Origin of the sequence: Mycolicibacterium neworleansense (genome assembly GCF_001245615.1) — a bacterium.
Taxonomy (GTDB): domain Bacteria; phylum Actinomycetota; class Actinomycetes; order Mycobacteriales; family Mycobacteriaceae; genus Mycobacterium; species Mycobacterium neworleansense.
In genome coordinates, this window is sequence record NZ_CWKH01000002.1 from 242,146 (window position 1) to 261,632 (window position 19,487).

The 19,487-nt window shown below is 66.9% G+C and carries 15 protein-coding genes; 8 read left to right on the forward strand and 7 right to left on the reverse strand.

Going from position 1 to position 19,487, the window contains the following annotated elements; genetic code table 11:
• Positions 1 to 19: 19 nt before the first annotated feature.
• Entirely contained in the window at positions 20 to 691 is a 672-nt protein-coding gene (gene thiE / locus BN2156_RS16910; protein WP_090516194.1) for a thiamine phosphate synthase, read from the forward strand.
• Here thiE and BN2156_RS16915 read toward each other — a convergent pair.
• Positions 685 to 1,191 carry an NUDIX hydrolase gene (locus BN2156_RS16915; RefSeq protein ID WP_162490877.1) on the reverse strand — a complete coding sequence of 169 codons (507 nt, stop codon included), beginning with the start codon at positions 1,189 to 1,191 and terminating at the stop codon, positions 685 to 687. The two genes, thiE and BN2156_RS16915, sit on opposite strands and share 7 nt — an antisense overlap.
• Before the next feature lie 134 nt (positions 1,192 to 1,325).
• Between BN2156_RS16915 and glnX the strand changes: the two genes are divergently transcribed.
• The 4 genes from glnX (at position 1,326) to BN2156_RS16935 (ending at position 6,868) form a co-directional block, all read left to right on the forward strand.
• Positions 1,326 to 2,645: a protein kinase G-activating protein GlnX gene (gene glnX / locus BN2156_RS16920; protein ID WP_090516195.1), complete on the forward strand. Its 1,320-nt coding sequence runs from the start codon at positions 1,326 to 1,328 to the stop codon at positions 2,643 to 2,645.
• A gap of 32 nt (positions 2,646 to 2,677) precedes the next feature.
• A complete protein-coding gene (locus BN2156_RS16925; RefSeq protein WP_235625468.1) occupies positions 2,678 to 3,646 on the forward strand; it encodes a glutamate ABC transporter substrate-binding protein in 969 nt (322 codons plus the stop codon).
• Positions 3,646 to 5,922, forward strand: a complete 2,277-nt coding sequence (locus BN2156_RS16930; RefSeq protein ID WP_090516197.1) for a serine/threonine-protein kinase PknG — start codon at positions 3,646 to 3,648, stop codon at positions 5,920 to 5,922. The genes BN2156_RS16925 and BN2156_RS16930 overlap by 1 nt, the downstream gene beginning before the upstream one ends.
• A 127-nt stretch (positions 5,923 to 6,049) precedes the next feature.
• Positions 6,050 to 6,868, forward strand: a complete 819-nt coding sequence (locus BN2156_RS16935; RefSeq protein WP_090516198.1) for a putative endonuclease domain-containing protein — start codon at positions 6,050 to 6,052, stop codon at positions 6,866 to 6,868.
• A 62-nt stretch (positions 6,869 to 6,930) separates the two neighbouring features.
• On the opposite strand, the gene BN2156_RS16940 is transcribed toward BN2156_RS16935, so the two are convergent.
• From BN2156_RS16940 to BN2156_RS16955, 4 genes are read right to left on the reverse strand one after another with little or no spacing between them, the layout of a single operon-like run.
• Complete coding sequence (locus BN2156_RS16940; protein WP_210436659.1) at positions 6,931 to 8,067, reverse strand: acetate kinase; 1,137 nt, start codon at positions 8,065 to 8,067, stop codon at positions 6,931 to 6,933.
• The gene (pta, locus tag BN2156_RS16945) at positions 8,058 to 10,136 is read right to left on the reverse strand and encodes a phosphate acetyltransferase (protein WP_090516199.1); all 2,079 of its coding nucleotides are present in this window, start codon (positions 10,134 to 10,136) and stop codon (positions 8,058 to 8,060) included. The genes BN2156_RS16940 and pta overlap by 10 nt, the downstream gene beginning before the upstream one ends.
• 19 nt (positions 10,137 to 10,155) lie before the next feature.
• The gene (locus tag BN2156_RS16950) at positions 10,156 to 11,478 is read right to left on the reverse strand and encodes an aspartate aminotransferase family protein (RefSeq protein ID WP_090516200.1); all 1,323 of its coding nucleotides are present in this window, start codon (positions 11,476 to 11,478) and stop codon (positions 10,156 to 10,158) included.
• A 16-nt stretch (positions 11,479 to 11,494) separates the two neighbouring features.
• Entirely contained in the window at positions 11,495 to 13,051 is a 1,557-nt protein-coding gene (locus BN2156_RS16955; protein ID WP_090516201.1) for an APC family permease, read from the reverse strand.
• 244 nt (positions 13,052 to 13,295) lie between these two features.
• Here BN2156_RS16955 and BN2156_RS16960 point away from each other — a divergent pair, with 244 nt between their 5' ends.
• On the forward strand, positions 13,296 to 14,057 hold the full coding sequence (locus tag BN2156_RS16960) for a GntR family transcriptional regulator (RefSeq protein ID WP_090516202.1): 762 nt from the start codon (positions 13,296 to 13,298) through the stop codon (positions 14,055 to 14,057).
• Between the two features lie 91 nt (positions 14,058 to 14,148).
• On the opposite strand, the gene fgd is transcribed toward BN2156_RS16960, so the two are convergent.
• The gene (gene fgd / locus BN2156_RS16965) at positions 14,149 to 15,159 is read right to left on the reverse strand and encodes a glucose-6-phosphate dehydrogenase (coenzyme-F420) (RefSeq protein WP_090516203.1); all 1,011 of its coding nucleotides are present in this window, start codon (positions 15,157 to 15,159) and stop codon (positions 14,149 to 14,151) included.
• A gap of 35 nt (positions 15,160 to 15,194) precedes the next feature.
• On the opposite strand from fgd, the gene BN2156_RS16970 reads away from it, so the two are divergent.
• A complete protein-coding gene (locus tag BN2156_RS16970) occupies positions 15,195 to 15,935 on the forward strand; it encodes an MBL fold metallo-hydrolase (RefSeq protein WP_090516204.1) in 741 nt (246 codons plus the stop codon).
• A gap of 41 nt (positions 15,936 to 15,976) precedes the next feature.
• Positions 15,977 to 19,189, forward strand: coding sequence for an ATP-binding protein (locus BN2156_RS16975; protein WP_090516205.1), 3,213 nt, complete (start codon positions 15,977 to 15,979; stop codon positions 19,187 to 19,189).
• Here BN2156_RS16975 and BN2156_RS16980 read toward each other — a convergent pair.
• Entirely contained in the window at positions 19,186 to 19,467 is a 282-nt protein-coding gene (locus tag BN2156_RS16980) for a hypothetical protein (RefSeq protein WP_235625381.1), read from the reverse strand. The two genes, BN2156_RS16975 and BN2156_RS16980, sit on opposite strands and share 4 nt — an antisense overlap.
• Positions 19,468 to 19,487: the final 20 nt, after the last annotated feature.

Below are 19,487 nucleotides of genomic sequence, written 5' to 3' on the forward strand. Positions count from 1 at the left end.
TACCGGCTAGGTTCGCGGTGTGGAATCACCCATCGACCGTTTGCAGCGCGCCACCCTGTACCTGTGCACCGACGCCCGACGGGAGCGTGGTGACCTGGCCGAATTCGCCGACGCCGCGCTGGCCGGCGGGGTGGATCTGATCCAGCTGCGGGACAAGGGGTCGCCCGGGGAGAAGCAGTTCGGACCGCTGGAGGCACGTCAGGAGCTGGCGGCGCTGGAGGTCCTGGCCGACGCGGCACGGCGTCACGGTGCGTTGCTGGCGGTCAACGACCGCGCCGACATCGCCCTGGCTGCCGGGGCCGACATCCTGCATCTCGGACAGGACGATCTGCCGCTGGGGGTCGCCCGCGGCATCATCGGCGAGCGTCCGGTGATCGGCCGCTCCACCCACGACGCCGAGCAGGCCGCGGCCGCCATCGATGAGCAGGTCGACTATTTCTGTGTCGGGCCGTGCTGGCCCACCCCTACCAAGCCGGGCCGGTCGGCCCCGGGTCTGGACCTCGTGCGCTCGACGGCCGCGCTGAATCCGGCCAAACCCTGGTTCGCCATCGGCGGGATCGATCAGCAACGGCTGCCCGAGGTGCTGGCCGCCGGGGCCCGGCGCATCGTGGTGGTCCGCGCGATCACCGCGGCCGAGGATCCCCGCGCCGCGGCCGCGGAATTGAAGGATGCCGTCAACCGTGCCTATTGATGCCGATTGACATTCAGCGGCAGGGACGCCGTCACCACGCGCAGCTGCTGCCAGCTGGCGGCGAAACCGGGGTGCAGCGGCAGATCGGCGACCTCGTCCTCGGCCACCCAGCGCAACTCCGAGCTCTCCCGGTTGGGGATGGTCTCCAGCGGTGCGGGCACGTCGGCGATCACCGTGGTGTAAGACCAGTGCGTGCCGCCGATGCCGGCCACCTCGGCCGTCACCACGGTGGTCCGCACGGTGAGCTGCTCGGCCGTCACCCCGGCTTCCTCATTGGCCTCCCGGACCGCGGCCTGCTCGGCGGTCTCGTGACTGTCGCGGGCACCTCCGGGCAACGCCCAGGTTCCGCCCTGATGACTCCACGGGGCCCGGTGTTGCAGCAGCACCGCGGCCGATCCGCCCGGCCACGGTGCCCGCAGTAACAAGCCAGCCGCGCCGTGGCGCCCCCAATAGCGGGCGCCGTTGTCGGAGAACACCCAGCCGTCACCGTCGCCACGCACCCGTACAGGATAAGGAACGCCGCGAGTTTCGCCTGCCCCCAATTTCTCCGCGAGCCTAAGCGCGGCGCTCTTAGAATTTTTTTATAGTGGTGGGACAGCCGTAAGCACCGAAACTAAATGAGGTCCGTGCGCAGGTGACTGTGGAGTTGGCACATCCCTCGACCGAACCGCTGGCGTCCCGGTCGCCGACCACTCCTGCCCATCCGCGGTGGTGGTTTCTGTGGACCACCCCCGGACGCATCCTGACGATCGGTGTGGTGCTCGCGGGGCTGGTCATCGCCAGCGCGTTCGCGACATCGACGACGATCAACGACCGCCAGCAGGCGCTGACCACGGTGCTGGACCACACCGAGCCACTGGCCTTTGCCGCCGGCCAGCTCTACACCACGTTGTCGGTGGCCGACGCCGCGGCGGCCACGGCCTTCATCGCCGGAGCCGAACCCCGCGACGTGCGTCAGCGGTACGAGCAGGCCATCACCGACGCCTCGGTGGCGGTGACGCGGGCGTCGAGCGGGCTGACCGACGAGACACTGGTGCAGCTGCTCGGGCGGATCAACGCGCGGCTGGCCGTCTACACGGGGCTGGTGGAAACGGCCCGCACCAACAACCGGGCCGGCAATCCCGTCGGCTCGTCATACCTGTCGGAGGCCTCGGCGCTGATGCAGTCGCAGATCCTGCCCGACGCGCAACGGCTGTACGAGGAGACCTCGGCCCGGGTGGACGCCGAGACGACGGCCTCCACCCGAATCCCGGCCGCGGTGATGTTGGTGGTGCTGGCCACGTTGATGTTCGGCGCGTTCGCCAACCGCTGGCTCGCGCGGCGCACCCGGCGGCGGGTGAACATCGGATTCGTGGCCGGCGGCATGGCGGTGCTGATCATGCTGGTCTGGGTGACCACGGCGCTGGTGATCTCGACATCGGACAGCCGCAGCGCCAAGGAGACCGCCGCCGAATCCCTCAAGACCGTGACCAACTTGGCGATCACCGCACAGCAGGCCCGCGCCGACGAGACCCTGGCCCTGATCCGCCGCGGCGACGAGAACCTGCGCAAACAGTCCTACTACCAGCGCATCGAGGCCATGCAGCAGCAGCTGGCGCAGTATCTCGCCCGTGACACCGGAATCGACAAGAGCGACCTGACCGGCGCCGAAGAACTGCTCACCAAATGGCGCGCGGCCGATGACCGGATCAACGCCTACATCGCGGTGGGCAACTATCAGGCCGCGACGCAGGTGGCGCTGGGCACCGGCGAGGACGATTCCACGTCGGCCTTCGACAAGCTCGACAACGCGTTGTCCAAGGGCATCGAGCAGAGCCGCAGCCAGCTGCGCAACGACATCGCCAATGCCCGCCGCGTGCTGTCCGGCGCGACCGTGGGCGCGGCCTTACTCAGTGTCGCCGCGGCGCTGGCGGTCGCCCTCGGGTTGTGGCCTCGACTGAGTGAGTACCGCTGATGAGCGCTTGCGCGAAGAAGAGACAGCTGATGATGCGATCCGTGCGCAAAGCGGTAGCTGCCCTGACCGCGGCCGTGGCGCTGGCCGGCTGCAGTCAGAGTGCGCCGCCGCTGACCCTGCCGACGATGACGCTCGCGCCGCCCAGCCCGGCCGGCATGCAGGAGCTCGCTCCCCAACCGGTGCGGGTGCCCACGGCCGAGACCGACGAGTGCAACCGCACCGCCAGCCTGCGGCCGTTCACCAATCAGGCCGACGCCGACGCGGCAGTGGCCAAGATCCGCGACCGCGGACGCTTGGTGGTCGGGCTGGACATCGGCAGCAATCTGTTCTCGTTCCGGGATCCGATCACCGGCCAGATCAACGGGTTCGACGTCGACATCGCCGGCGAGGTCGCGCGGGACATCTTCGGTACCCCCTCACAGGTCGAGTACCGCATCCTGTCGTCGGCCGACCGCATCACCGCGTTGCAGAACAATCAGGTCGACATCGTGGTCAAGACCATGACCATCACCTGCGAGCGCCGCAAGGAGGTCAACTTCTCCACGGTGTATTTCATGGCCCACCAGCGCATCCTGGCCGCGCGTGACTCCAACATCTCGCAGGCCTCCGACCTCTCGGGCAAGCGGGTGTGCGTGGTGGACGGCACCACCTCGCTCAAACGGATCCAGCAGATCAGTCCGTCACCGATCATCGTCTCGGTGGTGACCTGGGCCGATTGCCTGGTGGCGCTGCAGCAGCGACAGGCCGACGCGGTCAGCACCGACGATTCGATCCTCGCCGGCCTGGTGGCCCAGGATCCCTATCTGCACATCGTGGGACCCAGCCTCAACGAAGAGCCCTACGGCATCGGGCTGAACCTGGAGAACACACCGCTGGTCCGTGTCGTCAACGCGACACTGGAACGCATCCGCCGCGACGGCACCTGGAACACGCTGTACCGCAAGTGGTTGACGGTCCTGGGCCCGGCACCCTCACCCCCGGCCGCGAGGTATGTCGACTGATGAAGAAGCCCGACGACACCGGACTCCCGGAAACCCCCGACACCGAGGGCGGTCCCGGGACGCAGCCGGCGAGCCTCGAAGACCTCGACCTGGATTCGCACTCGACGATGCGTCCGATGGCGACCCAGGCGGTGTTCCGTCCGGAGTTCGACGACACCGAAGACGGGCCGTTCGGTGGCGGTGACACGGAACCGCAGAACCTCGCCACGATCGCCACCCGGATGCTCTCGCCCATCCGCCGGCTGGGCGGCGGGCTGGTGGAGATCCCGCGGGTGCCCGAGCGGGATCCGTTGGCGGCGTTGATGACCAATCCAGTGGTGGCCGAACAGAAGCGGTTCTGCTGGAACTGTGGCAAGCCGGTCGGCAGGTCCTCCTCCGACGGGCACGCCCTGTCGGAGGGCTGGTGCCCACACTGCGGCAGCGCGTACTCGTTCCTGCCGCAGCTGTCCCCGGGCGAGATCGTCGCCGACCAGTACGAGATCAAGGGCTGTATCGCCCACGGCGGGTTGGGCTGGGTGTATCTGGCCTTCGACCACAACGTCAACGAACGTCCGGTAGTGCTCAAGGGTCTGGTGCATTCCGGTGACGCCGAGGCCCAGGCGATCGCCATGGCCGAACGGCAGTTCCTGGCCGAGGTGACGCACCCCGGGATCGTGAAGATCTACAACTTCGTCGAACACGATGACAAGCACGGCAACCCGGTCGGCTACATCGTGATGGAGTACGTCGGCGGAACGTCGCTGAAACAGGCCAGGGGAACTCGACTTCCGGTCGCCGAGGCGATCGGTTACATGCTGGAGATCCTGCCCGCACTGGGCTATCTGCACTCGATCGGACTGGCCTACAACGACCTGAAGCCCGAGAACATCATGATCACCGAGGAGCAGCTCAAGCTGATCGACCTCGGTGCGGTGTCACGACTCAACTCGTACGGATACCTGTACGGCACCCCGGGATTCCAGGCACCCGAGATCGTGCGCACCGGGCCGACGGTGGCCACCGACATCTACACCGTGGGACGCACGCTGGCGGCGCTGACGCTGAATCTGCGCACCAGGCGGGGCCGCTACGTCGACGGCCTGCCGTCCGAGGATCCGGTGCTCGACACCTACGATTCGTTCGGCCGGTTCCTGCGCCGCGCCATCGATCCCGATCCGCGGCGCCGCTTCACCAGCGCCGAGGAGATGTCGTCCCAACTGCTCGGTGTGCTGCGCGAGGTCGTGGCCGCCGATACCGGGATCCCCCGCCCCGGTCTGTCGACGGTATTCAGCCCGTCGCGGTCGACGTTCGGCGTCGACCTGCTGGTCGCACACACCGACGTTTACGTTGACGGACAGGTGCATTCGGAGAAACTGACCGCGCAGGAGATCGTGCGGGCGCTACCGGTGCCACTGGTGGACCGCACCGATGTCGGCGCGCCCATGCTGGTCGCCAGCGTGCTCAGCCAGCCGGTGCACACCCTGGATCAGCTGCGCGCCGCCCGCCACGGGTCGCTCGACGCCGAGGGCATCGACCTGGCCGAATCGGTGGAGCTGCCGTTGATGGAGGCGCGCGCCCTGCTCGATCTGGGCGACGTTGCCAAGGCCACTCGCAAGCTCGACGAGCTGGCCTCCTGGGCGGGGTGGCGCTGGCAGCTGGTCTGGTTCCGCGCCGTCGCCGAGATGCTCTCCGCCGACTACGACTCGGCGACAAAGCATTTCACCGAGGTACTCGACACGCTGCCGGGGGAACTGGCACCCAAGCTGGCGCTGGCCGCTACGGCCGAGCTGGCCGGCACCGCCGACGAACTGAAGTTCTACAACACGGTGTGGAGCACCGACAACGGCGTGATCTCGGCCGGTTTCGGCTTGGCCCGCGCCGAGTCGGTGGCCGGTACCCGCGACAAGGCGGTCGAGACCCTCGACGAAGTCCCGCCCACCTCAAGGCATTTCACCACCGCCCGGCTGACCAGCGCGGTCACCCTGCTGTCCGGGCGGTCGACCGGTGAGATCACCGAACAGAACATCCGCGACGCGGCCCGCCGGGTGGAGGCCCTGCCCGATTCCGAGCCGCGCGTGTTGCAGATCCGGGCACTGGTACTGGGCACCGCGATGGACTGGTTGGCCGACAACTCGGCGAGTAGCAATCACATACTGGGATTCCCGTTCACCGAGCACGGTCTCAAGCTGGGCGTCGAGGCGTCACTGCGGGCGTTGGCGCGCGTCGCCCCCACGCAGTCACACCGCTATGCCCTGGTCGACCTGGCCAACAGCGTGCGGCCGATGAGCACATTCTGATTCCTTGGCTCGCAACCGAGTGTGCGATCACGGCGCCGGCTGTGCATCAGCGGCGGCCTGTGGATAACGTGCTCACCCTGAGCGCACACTCGTCCGCCACGTCGGACCCTGATGCGAACCTCCATCCATGACCGCAATCCCAGCACCTTTCGTGGGAAGCGAGGCCTTGGCCGCCGGCACCGTGAACCGCCACCAATTGCGGACCCGGTTCACGGCCCTCTATCCCAACGTCTACATTCCAGCCGACGTAACGCCAACGCTCACTCAACGCACAACCGGCGCATGGTTATGGTCGCAACGCAACGGTGTGGTGGCCGGACTGGCAGCCGCCGCGCTGCATGGCTCGAAGTGGATTGACCGGACGACAGCAATCGAGTTGATCCACACGAACCCGCGTGCCCCCGACGGCGTGATCACCCGGCGGGACATGCTCCTCGACGGCGAGACGGCCTCGCGACGTGGAGTCATGGTGACGACCTGCGAGCGAACCGCTTTCGATATCGGACGGCGAAGCCCTCTCAGTACGGCGGTCGCACGGCTGGATGCGTTGTTCAACGCAACAGGCTGCGCGATCGCCGACGTCCAGGCACTGGCCGGCAGGCACCCGGGAGCCCCTGGCCTCCGCCGACTCGAAACCACGCTGACATATGTGGATTCCGGCTCGCAATCGCCGAGGGAGAGTTGGCTGCGACTGCTGCTGGTCCGCGACGGGCTGCCCGTTCCCGCCACCCAGATTCCGGTCGCTGTCGAGTACGACGGAATTCAGCATCGGACCGATCGATGGCAGTACGTCACGGACATTCGCCGACTGGACATGCTCAAGGATCTGGGCTGGATCGTGATCCGGGTGGTGGCCGAAGACGGTTCAGCTGCCATCCTTCGACGGGTACGAGCTGCCCTCGCCCAAAGACAATCCAGCGTGCATCAGCGGCGACACATCAGCTGAATCGGCGCCCTACATGCACACTCTGCACCACACACGCACGGTCAATTGCCGGGCTAATCCTGTCAGACCAGGGCCGCCGCGGCCCTCGCGATCGCCAACTCCTCATTGGTCGGGACCACCAGGACCGTCACGGCTGAACCCGGAGTGGAGATCTGGCGCGCCTCGTGCGACGGTGACGCGTTGAGCTCCTCGTCGATCTCGATCCCCAGCCCGCTCAGCCCGGCCAGCGCGTCGCGGCGCACCGCGGCGTCGTTCTCCCCCACTCCCGCGGTGAAGCTGATGACGTCGGTGTGGCCCAGCACCGCCAGGTATGCCCCGATGTACTTGCGCAGCCGGTGGATGTAGACGTCGTAGGCCAATTGCGCGTTGTCATCACCAGATTCGATCCGGGCGCGCAATTTGCGGAAGTCGTTCTCACCGCCGAGGCCACGCACCCCCGACTGGCGGTTGAGCATCGTGTCGATCTCCTCGACGCCCATGCCGGCCGCGCGGCACAGGTACATGATGATGCCCGGATCGACGTCACCGCTGCGGGTGCCCATCACCAGGCCCTCCATCGGCGTCAGCCCCATCGAGGTGTCCACCGGCCGGCCTCCGGCGATGGCCGATGCGGACGCGCCGTTACCCAGGTGCAGCACAATCTGATTCAGCGACTCGTAGGGCCGGTCGAGGAACGCCGCGGCCTGCTCACTGACGTACTGATGGGAGGTGCCGTGAAAACCGTAGCGCCGGATCCCCCAGTGCTCGGCCACCTCGCGGTCGATGGCGTAGGTCGCCGCGGCCGCGGGCAGGTTGTGGAAGAACGCCGTGTCGAACACCGCCACGTGCGGCAGGTCGGGCAGCAACTTGCGGGCCACCTCGATGCCGAGCAGGGCAGGCGGGTTGTGCAGCGGAGCCAGCGGAGACAGCTCTTCGACCTTGGCGATCAGCTCGCTATCGACCAGCGTGGGCTGGTAGAAGGTCTTGCCGCCGTGGACCACCCGGTGCCCGACGGCCACCAGGTCCAGGGTGTCCAGGTGCAGGCCTTCGGCCGCCAGTTCGTCGAACGCCGCCCGCAGCGCGGCGTCATGGTCGGGTACCTGCGCCGAGCCGATCTGCTCGATGATGCCATCGGCCAGGAATTCGCCCGAGTCTGGTTTCACCACAGCATATTTCAGCGAAGACGAGCCGGAGTTGACCACCAGGACCGTCATCGGCACCCCTGGGCCTGGATCGCCGTGATCGCCACGGTGTTGACGATGTCCTCCACGAGCGCGCCGCGGGACAGGTCGTTCACCGGCTTGTTCAAGCCCTGCAGCACCGGGCCGATCGCGATGGCGCCGGCACTGCGCTGCACGGCCTTGTAGGTGTTGTTGCCGGTGTTGAGGTCGGGGAAGATCAGTACCGTGGCCCGGCCCGCCACCGCCGAATCGGGCATCTTGGTGGCCGCCACCGACGGCTCCACCGCGGCGTCGTACTGGATCGGGCCCTCGACCAGCAGATCGGGATCGCGCTGACGCACCAGTTCGGTTGCGGCGCGGACCTTGTCGACGTCGGCACCGGTGCCCGACGTGCCGGTCGAGTAGGACAGCATCGCCACGCGCGGATCGATGCCGAACTGCGCCGCCGTGCGCGCCGAAGAGATCGCGATGTCGGCCAGTTGTTCCGAAGTCGGGTCGGGCACGATGGCGCAGTCACCGTAGGCCAGCACCCGATCGGCCAGGCACATCAGGAAGATGCTCGACACCGTCGATATTCCGGGCGCGGTACGGATGATCTCGAAGGCCGGTCGCACGGTGTGCGCGGTGGTGTGCGCGGCACCCGACACCATGCCGTCCACCATCTTGTTGTGCACCAGCATGGTGCCGAAATACGAGACGTCGTGGATGATCTCGCGGGCCTGCTCGACCGTCACGCCCTTTTTGCGTCTCAGTTCCGCGTACTGCTCGGCGAACTGGTCGCACAACTCACTCGTGCGCGGATCGAGCACGACGGCCGCGTCGATGTTCACGCCGAGTTCAGCTGCCCGGGAACGGATCTGGCTTTCCTCACCGAGGATGGTCAGCTCGGCCACCTCATGCTGCAGCAGCCGGCCCGCGGCCTTGAGGATGCGGTCGTCGGTGCCCTCGGGCAAGACGATGCGCTTGCGGTCCGAGCGCGCCTGGTCGAGCAGTTGGTAGGTGAACATCTGCGGCGTGGTGACCGCGGGGATCGGGATGCTCAGCTGCGCGAGCAGGTCGTTGACGTCGACGTGCTTGTCCATCAACGCCAGCGCGGTGTCGATCTTGCGCTGCGATTTCGCGGTGACCCGGCCGCGGGCACCGGCGACGCGGCTCGCGGTCTCGAAGGTTCCGTACTCGGTGGCCACGATGGGCAGCCGCAGCCCCAGCCCTTCGACGAGCGAGGCGATCGCCGGATGCAGTTCGAGCCCGCCGTTGAGGATGATGCAGGACAGCGACGGAAATCCCTCTGCGGCATGGGCACTCACCACGGCCAGCACCACGTCGGACCGGTCGCCCGGGGTCACCACCGCGACCCCCTCGGTGAGCCGCTCCAGCACATGCTCGGCGGTCATGCCCGCCACCAGCACACCCATCGCCTCGCGGGACAACAGCTCAGCATCGCCGGCGATCATCGTGCCGTCGACCGCCACCTGCAGTTCGGCCACCGACGGCGCCACCAGCAACGGCTCCTCGGGCAGCACGTAGGCGGGCGGACCGAGCGGTTTGAGGGCCTGCGCCACCGCGGTCAACTGCGCGGGGTCGCACCGGTTGGCGACCACCGCGGCGGCGTGCGCATGCTGATGGTTCAACTCGGCCAGGCACACCTCGACCACATGGGCGACCTCATCTGGCGTCCGGTCAGCGGCCTTGACCGCGAGCACCACGGGCGCGCCCAGGTTGACCGCGATGCGCGCGTTCATGCTCAGCTCACTGGGGGTGGCGACGTCGGTGTAGTCGCTGCCGACGATGAGCACCGCGTCGCACTGCTCGGCGACCCGGTGAAACCGGTCGACGATGTCGGCGATGGCGACTTCGGGATCTTCGTGCACCTGCTGGTAGCTGACGCCGACGCAGTCGTCGTAACTCAGCCCCGCGGTGGTCCCGGCCAGCAGCAATTCCAGGATGTAGTCACGATCCTCGCCGAGGCGCGTGATCGGCCGGAACACCCCCACCCTGGGCACGGTCGCGGCGAGACGGTGCAGAATCCCCAGCGCAATGGTCGATTTACCGGTGTCCCCTTCGGGTGACGCTACATAGATCGCGGTCGCGATGTTCCCATCCGGCACCGCTCCAGCATTCCCTAGATCAACCCAGCGCCGCCACCGCCCCCGCAAATTCCGTGCAGAACCAGTCCACGTCGCTGTCCGAGAACACCAATGGCGGCCGCACCTTGAGCACGTTCCCGTCCGCACCGCACACCGAGATCAGCACGTTGCGGTCACGCATCGCGTTGACCAGGTCGTGGGCTCCTGCCCGATCGGGTGTCCTCAGCTCGGGATCGGCCACCATCTCCACGCCGACGTACAGCCCGGCCCCGCGGATGTCACCGATCCGCGGGTTCCCGGCGGTCACCCGGCCCAGCTCGTCGCGCAGCGCCGCGCCGACCCGGGCGGCGTTGTCCATCAACTCCTCGTCCTCGATGACGTCGAGCACCGCGCTCGCCGCGGCCATGGACACCGGGTTGCCGCCGAAGGTGTTGAAGTACGGCACCTCGCGGGCGAACGCCTCGAGCACCTCACTGCGGGCGGCCATCGCCGCCACCGGCAACCCGTTGGCCATCGGCTTGCCCATGGTGGCCAGGTCCGGCACCACGCCGTGGCGGGTGAAACCCCACATCGCCTCCCCGGTACGACCGAAGCCGGGCTGCACCTCGTCGGCGATGAACACGCCACCGGCCGCCCGCACCGCCGCCACCGCCGGTGCCAGCACCGAGGGATCGGGATAGATGCCGTCGGAGGAGAAGAAGGTGTCCACGATCAGACAGCTCACGCCGTGACCCGCCGCCTTCAGCTCGGCGATCGCGGCTTGAACATCGGCGAGGAACCGGTCCGCCACGTCGGTACCCGAGCGGTAACTGTCCGGTGCGGCCACGGCACGCACATGGGGACCGATCGCGGTGGCGCCACCGAGCGACGGTGAAATCGCCGTCACCGCTTCGGTATTGCCGTGGTAGGCATCGCGGGTCACGATCACACCGCGTGCGCCGGTGTACATCTGGGCCACCCGCAAGGCCAGGTCGTTGGCCTCCGAGCCGGTACAGGCATACATGACCTGGTCGACTTCCGCCGGGAACGTGGCCAAGAGCCGCTCCGAGTATTCCACGATGCCGTCGTGCAGATACCGGGTGTGGGTGTTGAGCGTCTCGGCCTGGCGCGTGATCGCGGCCACCACGCGGGGGTGGCAGTGCCCGACGCTGACGACGTTGTTGTACGCGTCGAGGTAACGCGCGCCGTCGGCGTCGAACAGGTGGCTGCCGCTGCCCCGGACCAGGTGTACCGGCCGTTCGTAGAACAGCCGGTACGCCGGGCCCAGCAGATGGGTGCGTGCTTCGATCAGCCTTTCGGTGTCAGGGTCGGTCGCCAGACCCCCCGAATAGCTGTTGGAGTCCATGATGTTCGAAAAACTCATGGCGCTCCCTTTCGGCTCAACGCTCGTGTGCTTCTTCCAACACTGTGCGCCCGAGATCGGAATAGCGTTGCGGATCCCTGAATTTGAGGAACAGTGCCCACAGCACGCCACCGATTCCGACGATGCCGACAACATACGGGATCGAGGTGAAGATCCAGTCCGACGCGGCCGAACCCGCAGCAAACGATGCGTTCTTGGCGAGCAGGTAGATGACGTAGAGCATGCCGACCCCGCCCAGCAGCGGTGCCAGGAACGTGGTGAACCAGTTCGCGGTCTCGGGATGCCGCTTCTGCACGTGGAAGTACGAGACCACCGAGAAGGCCGCCAGGGCCTGCACGATCATGATGGCGGTGGTGCCCAGCAATGCCATCAGGCCGTACAGCCCGGTGTAGGGGTCGCGCCACGTCAGATCGAAGAACAGCACCACCACGGTGGCGAAACCGGTCTGCACGAATCCGGCGATGTGCGGTGAGCCGTGCACCGGGTGAGTGGCGCCGATCGTCTTGCGCATCCCCGGGATGACGTTCTCTCGTCCGATGGCGTAGAGGTAGCGCGCGGCACAGTTGTGGAACGCCATGCCGCAGGCGAACGAGCCCGTCATCAACAGGATCTTGAACAGGTCGACGGCCCACTGTCCCAGATGCTCGTGCACCGGGTTGAAGAAGATGTTGCCCGCGGTGGCCGGATCCTGCGCCAGCGCGATCGCATTCTGCGGGCCGGTGCCGACGATCGCCAGCCACGAAACCAGGATGTAGAACGCGCCGATGCCGACGACCGAACAGATGACCGCGATCGGGATGATCTTCTTGGGATTTCGCGACTCTTCGCCATACATGGCGCTTGACTCGAAGCCCACCCACGACCAGAACGCGAAGAACAGACCGACGCCGGCCGATCCGGCGACGGTGATCATGCTGCCGTCGACACCGGCCACCTCACCCGAGAGACTCTGGAAACCGTTGAGCGGGTTGAGCGATCCCAGCGACCAGCCCTGCGGGCCGCCGCCGGTGAACACCACCGACAGCGCCATCATGGCCAGCATGACGATCTCGGTGATCAGGAAAACGCCGAGCACCTTGGCGGCCAGGTTGATGTCGAAGTAGGTCAGCACGGCGTTCACGGCCAGCATCACCACGGCGAAGATGACCCACGGCACGTCGATGCCGAAGAACGACTTGAACAGATCGTTGCCGAAGAACGAGAAGATGCCGATCAGCGACGCCTCGAACACCATGTACGCCAAGGCGGTCAGGAAGCCCGCGCCCAGTCCGACGACGCGACCCAGGCCGTGCGAGATGTACCCGTAGAAGGCGCCGGTCGAAGTGATGTGCTTGCTCATCGCCGCATAACCGATGGCGAACAGGGTCAGCACGATGGTGGCGACGAAATAGCCGGCGGGCGCATAGGCGCCATTGCCGAAGCCCACCGAGATCGGCACGTTGCCGACCATGGCCGTGATGGGGGCGGCCGTGGCGACCGCCATGAACAGCACGCCGACCAGTCCCACGGCGTTGGGTTTGAGGCGTTGGATGGAGGCACCGGACGGAGCCGGCGGATCGATGATCTCGCTCATTGCGGGTCCTAACTGAAGGACGGTTTTCGGACCACTATTTGGTCTGATTGTTTGGCGTCGACGACGGCTTTGTGGTGCGACGCAGCACATTGTTATCCCGCCCAGGTCGATGGGCAACTCGAAACTTGTTGCGGGTCAAGCCCTTTGTTGCGGCAATGTTTCCAAACTGGGAATCGTGCAACGGCCAGGTAAATCGGTGCCTTTTGGTCTGCTCCGCTGGCCCGATTTGGTTCACACTCGGGGCATGCCCCTGACATCCGGTGGCCCGGTCGCCGAGGACGTGCGCCGGCGCATCCTGTCCATGCTGGCCCAGGGCACCCTGCGTCCCGGCTCGCGGCTGGGCACCGAGCGGGAGATGGCGGAGGAATTCGCGGTGTCGCGGTCCACGCTGCGCAGTGCACTGCTGCCGCTGAGCCAGGCCGGTGTGCTGGAGCGTCGCACCGGGCGCAACGGGGGCACATTCGTGCGGGCCGACGTGGTGGAACGCAATGCCGCCGAGTTGGCCGGGCTTCCGGCCCGGTTGCGCAGCGGCGGCCACAGCAGCGCCACACGGGTGCTGGCGACCGACCGCAGGGCGGCCACCGCCGTGGAGGCACACGCGCTCGAAATCGACGATGGCGCAGAGATATTCACGGTTCGGCGGCTGCGCTTCGCCGACGGAGTGCCGCTGTCGGTGGATCTGTCCTGCTTCACCGCCGAGCGGATGGACGACCTGCTGGAACAGCCGCTCGGCGGGTCACTCTATGAGTTGTTGCGGGTGCGGTACGGCCTGACACCTGCCGTCACCACCGAGACCATCGAAGTGGTCAGCGCCAGCCCGCGCGAGGCCCAGTGGCTGGACGTCGCGCACCGCAAGCCGCTTTTGGCCATCACCCGCATCACGCGTGACAGCAGCGGTGAGCCATTCGAGTACGCCTGCGACCTGTTCCGCGCCGACCGGGTCAGGCTCACGGCGACAAGCCATGGCGCGGTCGGCGCGGTGCAACGCTCGGTGAGCAGCGCCTAACCTTGCCGCGCGAGCGTGCGTGTCTGCTGGTCAACACGCAGACAACTGCCGGCATTGCGCGCACGCTCGCGGTGCAGGGGGGAACCCGTCGCTAGCCCAGCTTGCGCAGCCGGGGCTCCAGATCCTTCTTGAACAGGTCGAGGAAACGACGCTGATCATGCCCGGGTGCGTGGAACACGAGGTGGTTCAGGCCCCACTTGACGTACTGGCCGACCTTCTCGACCGCCTCATCGGGATCCGAGGCGACGATCCAGCGCTTGGCGACCTGCTCGATGGGCAGCGCGTCGGCGGCCTTCTCCATTTCGATCGGGTCGTCGATCGAGTGCTTCTGCTCCGGCGTCAGCGACAGCGGTGCCCAGAACCGGGTGTTCTCCAGGGCCAGCTTGGGGTCCGGATCGTAGGAGATCTTGATCTCGATCATCCGGTCGATGTCGTCGGCGTTGCGCCCGGCGGCCTCGGCGCCCTCCTTCACCGCGGGGATGAGCTTGTCCTTGTACAGCTCCTCGCCCTTGCCAGAGGTGCAGATGAAGCCGTCACCGGCACGGCCGGCGTACTTTGCCACCACGGGACCACCCGCGGCGATGTAGACCGGCACGCCACCTTCGGGCACGTCGTAGATCGAGGCGCCTTTGAGCTTGTAGTACTCGCCGTCGAAGTCGACGCGGTCGCCCACCCACAGTTCACGCATGAGCTTCACCGACTCGCGCAGCCGCGCGAAGCGCTCCTTGAACTCCGGCCACTCACCGATGTAGCCGGTGGCGATCTCGTTGAGCGCCTCACCGGTGCCCACACCCAGGAAGATGCGGTCTGGGTACAGGCACGCCATCGTCGCGAAGGCCTGTGCGATCACCGCCGGGTTGTACCGGAACGTCGGCGTGAGCACCGACGTACCCAGCACCAACCGCTCGGTACGCTCGCCCACCGCCGTCATCCAGGCCAGCGAGAACGGTGCATGCCCGCCCTCGTGGCGCCAGGGCTGGAAATGGTCGCTCACCGTCGCGCTGTCCATGCCCGCTGCTTCGGCCAGCACTGCCAGCTCGACGAGTTCACGCGGGGCAAACTGCTCCGCCGATGCCTTGTATCCCAGTTTCAGTTCAGCCACGGGTTCGTTTCTACTCCTATGCTTAAACTCGCGACATGGCAGCAGCCCTGACCGCGATCACCGAACATGTGCACTTCGCCCAAACCGACTTGGTGAACTGGACGCTGGTGACCGACGGGAATCGGGTCCTGCTGATCGACGCCGGGTTCCCAGGGCAGCGCGAGGACGTCATCGGCACTGTCCGCAGCCTCGGTTTCACCGTCGACGACATCGCCGCGGTCCTGCTGACCCATGCCCACATCGATCACTTCGGAACCGCCATCTGGCTGGCGAAAACCCATGGCACACCGGTCTTTTGCCATGACTCCGAATTGGGGCACGCCAAGCGTGAGTATCTCGAGCAGGCCGCGCCGGCCGATGTGGTGCGCAACATCTGGCAGCCCCGCTGGCTGAAGTGGGCGGCCACCATCACCGCCAAGGGCGGCATGAACCACGCCGGCATCCCGACCGCACAGGCGCTGACCGACAAGGACGATCTGCCGGGCAGCCCGGTGCCGGTGCCCACCCCGGGACACACCGGCGGGCACTGCTCGTACATCGTCGACGGGGTACTGGTCAGCGGCGACGCCCTGGTCACCGGGCACCCGCTGCTGAAGCAGACCGGCCCGACGCTGCTGCCGGCACTGTTCAACCACGATGAGGCAGGGTGCCTGACCAGTCTGAAGGCGCTCGCTGCCGTGGAGGCCGACGTGATGCTGCCCGGGCACGGGCCGGTGTGGCGCGGATCGATCGCCGACGCCGCTGAACAGGCAACATCGGCCCACCGACGCGCTTAATATCGCACCCGTAAGCATTCCGAGACCGTGGAAGGACTCGGATGACCGGAACGGCGATTGCCTGCCCATCGTGTGGCGCCGCCCCTTCGAGGGCCGCAGCCCGGTATTGCGACGCCTGCGGCTCCTCATTGCGCCGACCGGCCAGCAGTGCCGAGTTCAAACAAGCCACGGTCCTGTTCGCCGATGTCGTGGAATCGATGAAAGTCGCCACAATTGTGGGCCCAGAACGGCTGCGGGAGATCATGGGCGAGTTGGTCGGACGCGGTGTGGCAGTAATTCAGCGGTTCGGCGGCACGATGGACAAGTTCACCGGCGACGGTTTGATGGCGGTCTTCGGCGCCCCACAGGCGTTGGAGGACCACGCCATGCGGGCATGCCTGGCGGCACTGGGGATTCAGGCAGAGGCACGCAGATTCGCCGCCGATGTCGGGAAACGCGACGGGATCGAGCTCCGCCTACGGATCGGCCTGAATTCCGGTCAGGTCGTTGCGGGCGAAATCGGTTCGGGCATACCGGGTTACACTGCGGTCGGCGAGCAGGTCGGTTTGGCGCAGCGGATGGAGTCAGTCGCCCCGCCGGGCGGTGTGATGCTCAGTGAGTCCAGCGCCCGCTTGGTCGAACATGCTGCGGAGCTCGACGAAACTCAGCTGGTCCACATCAAAGGGGCCACCCAGCCGATAGCGGCCCGCCGACTGAGGGCCATCCGATCACACCACGGGCTTGTCGGGGGTGTGGAGCCGAGGCTGGTCGGGCGTCAATCGGAGATCGCCGCCCTCGAAACAATGCTGGACCGCTCGTTGACCGGTCGCGGCGTCGTGGTCGGGTTGGCAGGGCCACCGGGAGTCGGCAAGTCCCGGTTGTCCAGGGAGGCAGCAGCACTCGCGGCCGTCCGCGGCGTCGACGTGATCTGGTGTTCCTGCGAATCGCACGCCGGCAATGTCCCGTTCCACCTTGCGACTCGGTTACTGCGCGCCATGACCGGCATCGGGGACCGGGAGGGTCCCTGGGCCCGGGCCCGGGTCCGCGCCCGGTTCAGCGACGCTGACCCGGTGGATCTGCTGATGTTCGACGATCTGCTCGGCATCGCCGACCCCGATGTCGCATTGCCCACCATCGCTCCCGATGCCAGACGGCAGCGGCTGCTCGCATTGATCAATGCTGCGCCGATCGCTGAACCCAGACCCGTGCTCTACATCGTCGAGGACGCCCATTGGATCGACGAGGTCAGCGAAGCCATGCTCGCGGATTTCCTGACGGGCATTCCGCATAGCTACTCGATGGCCATGGTCACCTACCGTCCCGAGTACCACGGGATCTTGAGGCAGCTACCCGAAACTCAAGCGATGACACTCGCACCGCTCAGCGAGGCGCAGACGTTGACACTGCTCGACGACGTGTTGGGGACGGATCCCTCGGTCCGCGATCTGGCGGCGGCGGTCCGCCGGCGGGCGGCCGGCAACCCGTTCTTCGCCGAGGAGATGGTGCGGGACCTCGTCCAGCGGGGCGTGCTCGAAGGCGATCGGGGTCGCTACTTGTGTCATGCGGACACCGCCGACGTGCCCGTGCCCGTCACCGTGCAGGCAGCCATCGAAGCCCGAATCGACCGGTTGGACGTCCGCGGCAAGCGGACGTTGAATGCCGCCTCGGTGGTCGGAACCCGATTCGACGCAGAGTTGCTGGCCGCCATCGGGACCGAGCCGGTTTTCGATGAACTACTCCGGGCCGAGCTCATCGACCAGAACAGCGATATCGCCGGCATCGCCTACACCTTCCGGCACCCCCTCATCCGCACCGTTGCCTACGAATCGCAGCTGCAATCGGATCGCGCGGAGGTCCACCGGCGACTCGCCGCGGCCATTCAAACTCGCGCTGAATCTCGGGGCCCGGACTTGGCCGATCCGGACGCCGCGCTGATCGCCGAGCATCTCGAGGCGGCCGGAGACCTCCACGCCGCGTTCGATTGGCACATGCGCGCCGGAGCATGGTCGACCAATCGTGATATCGCCGCAGCCCGGATGAGCTGGAAACGAGCGCGCCTCATCGCCGACGCGCTACCTGCCGGCGACAGCGCACGACCCGCGATGCGCATCGCTGCCCGCAGCATGCTGTGCGTCAGTTCGTGGCGGGCATCAGGTCCGGACGCAGACAGCGATCTCGACGAGCTCCGCAAATTGTGCGACGAGACAGGCGACAAGGCCTCATTGACACTTGCCCTGAGTGCCCAGCTCACCGCGGTGTTTTGGCCCGGCGACGCGAAGCGCGCATCGCAGCTGGCGTCCGAGCAGATGGCGCTCCTGGATTCGATCGGCGATCCCGCGCTCACCGTCGGCATGGCCTACCCACCCATGTCCGTCAAGGCCGTCACCGGTGAGTACCACGATTTGTTGAACTGGTCGCAGATGGTCATCGACCTGGCCGCAGACGACGCGACCATGGGGTCCAATTTCGGGATGGGCTCACCGTTGGCGGCGGCATGCTCGTTCCGTGGGCACGCGCGGTACGCGCTTGGCCTGCCGGGGTGGCGACAGGACCTGGATGGTGCCGCAGCACTGGCCCGCAGCACCGATCCGGTCACCCACGCATTGGTCGCTGCTAGTGCTTACGGTCCCGCCGTCTCCATGCGCGTGCTGCGGGCCGAGCCCGCGATGACACGCGAGATCGAGGATGCCATCCAGGTGGCCGAGAAGACGATCGATGACACCGCTTTGGGTAGTGCGAAGTGCTTCCTCGGACTCGCGTTGGTCGCCGCGGATGACCCCGCCGATCGTGTCCGTGGAAGCGACATCTTGGTCCAGATACGCGACAGCTGGGTGCGAGAGAAGACACGGCTCTTTCTGGTGCCCGTCGCCGACACCGCGATCGCCTACGAAATGGCGCGGCGCGGCGACCATGAAGGCGCCGTCCCAATGCTTCGGGCGAGCGTCGAGGAGTTGATCCGATCGGGGCAGACCGCGACCGGCATGATGACACTGGTCAATCTCGCTGAAACCCTGTTGGAGCGTTGCGCCGAAGGCGACGTGGCAGAAGCCGAGGCTGTGATCGACCGCGTGGAGAGCCTGGCGGGTCCGGCAGCCTGGGCGGTACGCGACATCTGGGCGATACGCCTACGCGGTCTGTTGGCTCGGGCCGTCGGCGATGATGTCGCCTACCGGACGTTGGTGAGTCGCTATCGCTCCATGGCGGTATCTCTGGGTTTCGAGGGACACATCGCAATGGCCGACGCCGCCGACACCGCGGCGGCCCGGCAAGCCTAGTGCTGCAGGATGCGGTAGCCCAGCAGGAAGAACCCGGTCAGGCACAAGCCGCAGGCCAGCACGATTGTGGGCATCAGGACCATCTGGTCGAGTTCGTCGGGGTCGAACACCTCGTCGTCGTACACCGATCCGAAGAGCACCCGGGCAAACTTGGTCCGGCGAAACGCGTGCATCCGCCGCCGCGATTCGGCCGAGTCCGCCCGGCGACCGATGAACACTCGCAAAGCCACGCCGGTCGCGAACACCACCACAGCCGCTGCCAGCAGCAACGATCCCACGATTACCTGCAGACTCGGCA